2 tRNA genes and 3 rRNA genes are annotated in these 5,918 nt (G+C 46.0%); all 5 read left to right on the forward strand.

What is annotated here, in order from left to right:
* Positions 1–545 precede the first annotated feature (545 nt).
* The 5 genes from F4V45_RS05840 (at position 546) to rrf (ending at position 5,772) form a co-directional block, all read left to right on the forward strand.
* Positions 546–2,044, forward strand: a 16S ribosomal RNA gene (locus tag F4V45_RS05840).
* A gap of 103 nt (positions 2,045–2,147) precedes the next feature.
* Positions 2,148–2,224 (forward strand) — tRNA-Ile (locus F4V45_RS05845).
* Between the two features lie 4 nt (positions 2,225–2,228).
* Positions 2,229–2,304, forward strand: a tRNA-Ala gene (locus F4V45_RS05850).
* Positions 2,305–2,546: 242 nt separating this feature from the next.
* Positions 2,547–5,427 (forward strand): 23S ribosomal RNA (locus F4V45_RS05855).
* A 229-nt stretch (positions 5,428–5,656) separates the two neighbouring features.
* Positions 5,657–5,772: ribosomal RNA gene (rrf, locus tag F4V45_RS05860) — 5S ribosomal RNA — on the forward strand.
* Together the 16S, 23S and 5S rRNA genes with 2 tRNA genes alongside form the textbook arrangement of a ribosomal RNA operon.
* The last annotated feature ends 146 nt before the right edge of the window (positions 5,773–5,918 follow it).

Raw genomic sequence — 5,918 nt, forward strand, 5'->3', positions numbered from 1 at the left:
ACTTCACACGCACTTAGTTTAGATTTTCTTAATATGTCTCATATTATTTTTTCTGCCCCCCATCCTTTCAGCAACATTTAAGTAACGAATCTGTAACATTCTGCTTCCCAAAATTTCATAGCATTTAGCTTTCTTATCTCAGCCTTTATCATACTAAGTATGGTTTGGATCGTGATATTGTTTTGGTTTTTTGTTTTTGGATTTGGGTGTTCTTTTGCTTAGTTTTTATCTCACCTTAGATAAGAATTGGCAGTGATCTTTGACATCTAAGCAAGAAGATTTAAGGAATCTACAAGAGCATTTTGCTTTTTTAGACTTAAATCTCTTTAAACATTGTTATATGTTATACAACTCGACTATATCTTGTTTCTAGCTGCATTAAAGATTTTTGTGTGGCTGGAAGCTAGAGTAGGTCTTTGTGATTTATAAAGAGATTGGGACAAATTTTTCCATATCTGCTAGCATTTGAGCAATCCAATGCAACGCGGATATTTTTTATGGAGAGTTTGCGGTCATCATTTATTGTTGATACAAACTTCCATATTTTTATGGAGAGTTTGATCCTGGCTCAGAGTGAACGCTGGCGGCGTGCCTAATACATGCAAGTCGAACGATGAAGCTTTTAGCTTGCTAGAAGTGGATTAGTGGCGCACGGGTGAGTAATGCATAGGTTATGTGCCCTTTAGTCTGGGATAGCCACTGGAAACGGTGATTAATACTGGATACTCCCTATGGGGGAAAGTTTTTCGCTAAAGGATCAGCCTATGTCCTATCAGCTTGTTGGTGAGGTAATGGCTCACCAAGGCTATGACGGGTATCCGGCCTGAGAGGGTGATCGGACACACTGGAACTGAGACACGGTCCAGACTCCTACGGGAGGCAGCAGTAGGGAATATTGCTCAATGGGGGAAACCCTGAAGCAGCAACGCCGCGTGGAGGATGAAGGTTTTAGGATTGTAAACTCCTTTTGTAAGAGAAGATTATGACGGTATCTTACGAATAAGCACCGGCTAACTCCGTGCCAGCAGCCGCGGTAATACGGAGGGTGCAAGCGTTACTCGGAATCACTGGGCGTAAAGAGCGCGTAGGCGGGAAGGTAAGTCAGATGTGAAATCCTGTAGCTTAACTACAGAACTGCATTTGAAACTACTTTTCTAGAGTATGGGAGAGGTAGGTGGAATTCTTGGTGTAGGGGTAAAATCCGTAGAGATCAAGAGGAATACTCATTGCGAAGGCGACCTGCTGGAACATTACTGACGCTGATGCGCGAAAGCGTGGGGAGCAAACAGGATTAGATACCCTGGTAGTCCACGCCCTAAACGATGAATGCTAGTTGTTGCCCTGCTTGTCAGGGCAGTAATGCAGCTAACGCATTAAGCATTCCGCCTGGGGAGTACGGTCGCAAGATTAAAACTCAAAGGAATAGACGGGGACCCGCACAAGCGGTGGAGCATGTGGTTTAATTCGAAGATACGCGAAGAACCTTACCTAGGCTTGACATTGATAGAATCTGCTAGAGATAGCGGAGTGTCTAGCTTGCTAGACCTTGAAAACAGGTGCTGCACGGCTGTCGTCAGCTCGTGTCGTGAGATGTTGGGTTAAGTCCCGCAACGAGCGCAACCCTCGTCCTTAGTTGCTAGCAGTTCGGCTGAGCACTCTAAGGAGACTGCCTTCGTAAGGAGGAGGAAGGTGAGGACGACGTCAAGTCATCATGGCCCTTACGCCTAGGGCTACACACGTGCTACAATGGGGCATACAATGAGAAGCAATACCGCGAGGTGGAGCCAATCTCTAAAATGTCTCTCAGTTCGGATTGTAGTCTGCAACTCGACTACATGAAGCTGGAATCGCTAGTAATCGTGAATCAGCAATGTCACGGTGAATACGTTCCCGGGTCTTGTACTCACCGCCCGTCACACCATGGGAGTTGTATTCGCCTTAAGTCGGGATACTAAATTGGTTACCGCCCACGGCGGATGCAGCGACTGGGGTGAAGTCGTAACAAGGTAACCGTAGGTGAACCTGCGGTTGGATCACCTCCTTTCTAGAGAAATGATAGGTAGATTTGCTTCTATCCTATCCAAGCTTTTGTAGTAGTAGTTAAAGATTCTTGCTTAGTTGTCAGAGATTATGCCACTAAGGTTTATGGGCTTATAGCTCAGGTGGTTAGAGCGCACCCCTGATAAGGGTGAGGTCAGAGGTTCAAGTCCTCTTAAGCCCACCATTGTGGGGAATTAGCTCAGCTGGGAGAGCGCCTGCTTTGCACGCAGGAGGTCAGCGGTTCGATCCCGCTATTCTCCACCATCAAAGATAGACTAGCTTTGTATTTTTAGTGAAGGTTTAATGAGAGTTCTAGTATTTTAGGATTCTTATTAGACTTTTGTCTAAATGTTATTTAACAATTCATTGTCAATAGCCTAGATAGTAAATACTACGATACATTCGTCTTAGAGAATGATGACAACATACATTCAATAAGGCAGTGTCTTTAGAATACATATGCACTACCAAAAGCTGAAACTAAGAGCAAAGGCTTAGTTTCTATTACATAAGCTTTTAAGGGCAAATGGTGGATGCCTTGGAAGAGAGAGGCGATGAAGGACGTACTAGACTGCGATAAGCTACGGGGAGCTGTCAAGAAGCTTTGATCCGTAGATTTCCGAATGGGGCAACCCAATGCGTAGCAATGCGCATTACCTATATGGAGCGAACCTAGCGAAGTGAAACATCTCAGTAGCTAGAGGAAAAGAAATCAACAGAGATTCTCCTAGTAGCGGCGAGCGAACGGGGAACAGGGCAAACCAGTAGCTTGCTACTGGGGTTTTGGACTGCAATATCCACTACAACAATCTAGCAGAAGTATTTGGAAAAATACATCATAGAGGGTGATAGTCCCGTATGCGAAAGGTTGTTGTTAGGTAGCAGGATCCAGAGTAGGTCAGGACACGTGAAATCCGGACTGAAGACGGGGAGACCACTCTCCAACCCTAAATACTACTCTCTTACCGATAGCGAACAAGTACCGTGAGGGAAAGGTGAAAAGAACCGCAGTGAGCGGAGTGAAATAGAACCTGAAACCATTTGCCTACAATCATTCAGAGCCCTATGATTTATCAGGGTGATGGACTGCCTTTTGCATAATGATCCTGCGAGTTGTGGTATCTGGCAAGGTTAAGCAAACGCGTAGCCGTAGCGAAAGCGAGTCTGAAAGGGCGATTTAGTCAGATGCTGCAGACCCGAAGCCAAGTGATCTATCCATGGCCAAGTTGAAGTAAGTGTAACAACTTATGGAGGACTGAACTCGTACCCATTGAAACGGGTTGGGATGAGCTGTGGATAGGGGTGAAAGGCCAAACAAACTTGGTGATAGCTGGTTCTCTTCGAAATATATTTAGGTATAGCCTCAAGTAATAGCAATAGGGGGTAGAGCTCTGATTGGGCTAGGGCTGCTCACCGCGGTACCAACCCCTGTCAAACTTCGAATACCTATTGCCGTATCTTGGGAGTCAGGCGGTGGGTGATAAAATCAATCGTCTAAAGGGGAACAACCCAGACTACCAACTAAGGTCCCAAAGTTCTATTCTAAGTGGAAAATGATGTGGAGTTACTCAGACAACCAGGAGGTTGGCTTAGAAGCAGCCATCCTTTAAAGAAAGCGTAACAGCTCACTGGTCTAGTGATTCTGCGCAGAAAATATAACGGGGCTAAGATAGACACCGAAGTTGTAGATTGCACTTTGTGCAGTGGTAGAAGAGCGTTCGTATCAGCGTTGAAGGTATACCGGTAAGGAGTGCTGGAGCGATGCGAAGTGAGCATGCAGGAATGAGTAGCGATAAAAGTGGTGAGAATCCACTTCGCCGAAAGTCTAAGGTTTCCTACGCGATGCTCGTCATCGTAGGGTTAGTCGGGTCCTAAGACAAGTCAGAAATGGGTAGTCGATGGAAAATAGGTTAATATTCCTATACCAATATAAGTGTGCGATGGAAGGACGCATAGGGTTAGGTGAGCCAACGGATGGAAGTGTTGGTCGAAGAGCGTAGATTGGGGGATAGGCAAATCCGCCCCTGTATTCGAAACTTGACAGGCTCTTTGAAGTCTTCGGATGGAAGAGAGAATCACTGATACCGTCGTGCCAAGAAAAGTTTCTAAGTTTAGCTTATATTGCCCGTACCGCAAACCGACACAGGTAGATGAGATGAGTATTCTAAGGCGCGTGAAAGAACTCTGGTTAAGGAACTCTGCAAACTAGCACCGTAAGTTCGCGATAAGGTGTGCCTAAGCAATTAGGTCTCAGCAAAGAGTCCCTCCCGACTGTTTACCAAAAACACAGCACTTTGCAAACTCGTAAGAGGAAGTATAAGGTGTGACGCCTGCCCGGTGCTCGAAGGTTAAGAGGATTCGTTAGCAGCAATGCGAAGCGTTGAATTGAAGCCCGAGTAAACGGCGGCCGTAACTATAACGGTCCTAAGGTAGCGAAATTCCTTGTCGGTTAAATACCGACCTGCATGAATGGCGTAACGAGATGGGAGCTGTCTCAACCAGGGATTCAGTGAAATTGTAGTGGAGGTGAAAATTCCTCCTACCCGCGGCAAGACGGAAAGACCCCGTGGACCTTTACTACAGCTTGGCACTGCCGATGGGAGCATTATGCGCAGGATAGGTGGGAGGCTTTGAAGTCTTCACTCTGGTGGAGATGGAGCCATCCTTGAGATACCACCCTTAATGTTTCTGTCTGCTAACTGGCTAGAGTTATCCTCTAGCAGGACAATGCCTGGTGGGTAGTTTGACTGGGGCGGTCGCCTCCTAAAAAGTAACGGAGGCTTGCAAAGGTTGGCTCATTGCGGTTGGAAATCGCAAGTAGAGTGTAATGGCATAAGCCAGCCTGACTGTAAGACAAACAAGTCGAGCAGAGACGAAAGTCGGTCATAGTGATCCGGTGATTCTGTGTGGAAGGGTCATCGCTCAAAGGATAAAAGGTACCCCGGGGATAACAGGCTGATCTCCCCCAAGAGCTCACATCGACGGGGAGGTTTGGCACCTCGATGTCGGCTCATCGCATCCTGGGGCTGGAGCAGGTCCCAAGGGTATGGCTGTTCGCCATTTAAAGCGGTACGCGAGCTGGGTTCAGAACGTCGTGAGACAGTTCGGTCCCTATCTGCCGTGGGCGTAGGAAAGTTGAGGAGAGCTGTCCCTAGTACGAGAGGACCGGGATGGACACGCCACTGGTGTAGCAGTTGTTCTGCCAAGAGCATCGCTGCGTAGCTACGCGTGGATGTGATAACCGCTGAAAGCATCTAAGCGGGAAGCCAACTCCAAGATTAACTTTCCCTGAAGGTCGCAGCAAGACTAGCTGCTTGATAGGGTAGATGTGTAAGCATAGTAATATGTTTAGCTGACTACTACTAATAGACCGTTTGGCTTATGTTTATATGTTTCTAAGAGACACTGCCTTATTGAGTGTATGGAGTATTTATTAGGCTATTGACTTGACCCTTATGGAAAATGGAAATAAGGACAATGCTTGGCTAGTCTAGATTCTACTAGAATCTAGACTAGCCAAGCAGGCTGGAGAGTCGCATAGCTAGAATCTAACAATAAAGCAAAAGTGGATTCTAGTGTGGATAATCCTTAGATACATTGTCTTTATTTCCCTTTTCCTTGTGTTTATAGAGAGAAGGAAACACCCAGCTCCATTCCGAACCTGGCAGTTAAGCTTCTCTTCGCCGATGATACTGCATCTTTCAGGTGTGGGAATGTAGGTCGATGCAGGGATAAGGGAGATTCTTTTTATTCTTTTTTTGCTACTGCGATAATTTCTTTATTCTTACTTGTTGTTTGTTGCTCTTTGTTTTTTAGATTCTAGTTGTTTTTATTATCTTCTGTTTGTTGGTATGTGTTGGGTAGATGGCTTTATATGG

It is taken from the genome of Helicobacter canis, assembly GCF_008693005.1.
GTDB classification, from domain to species: Bacteria; Campylobacterota; Campylobacteria; order Campylobacterales; family Helicobacteraceae; genus Helicobacter_B; species Helicobacter_B canis.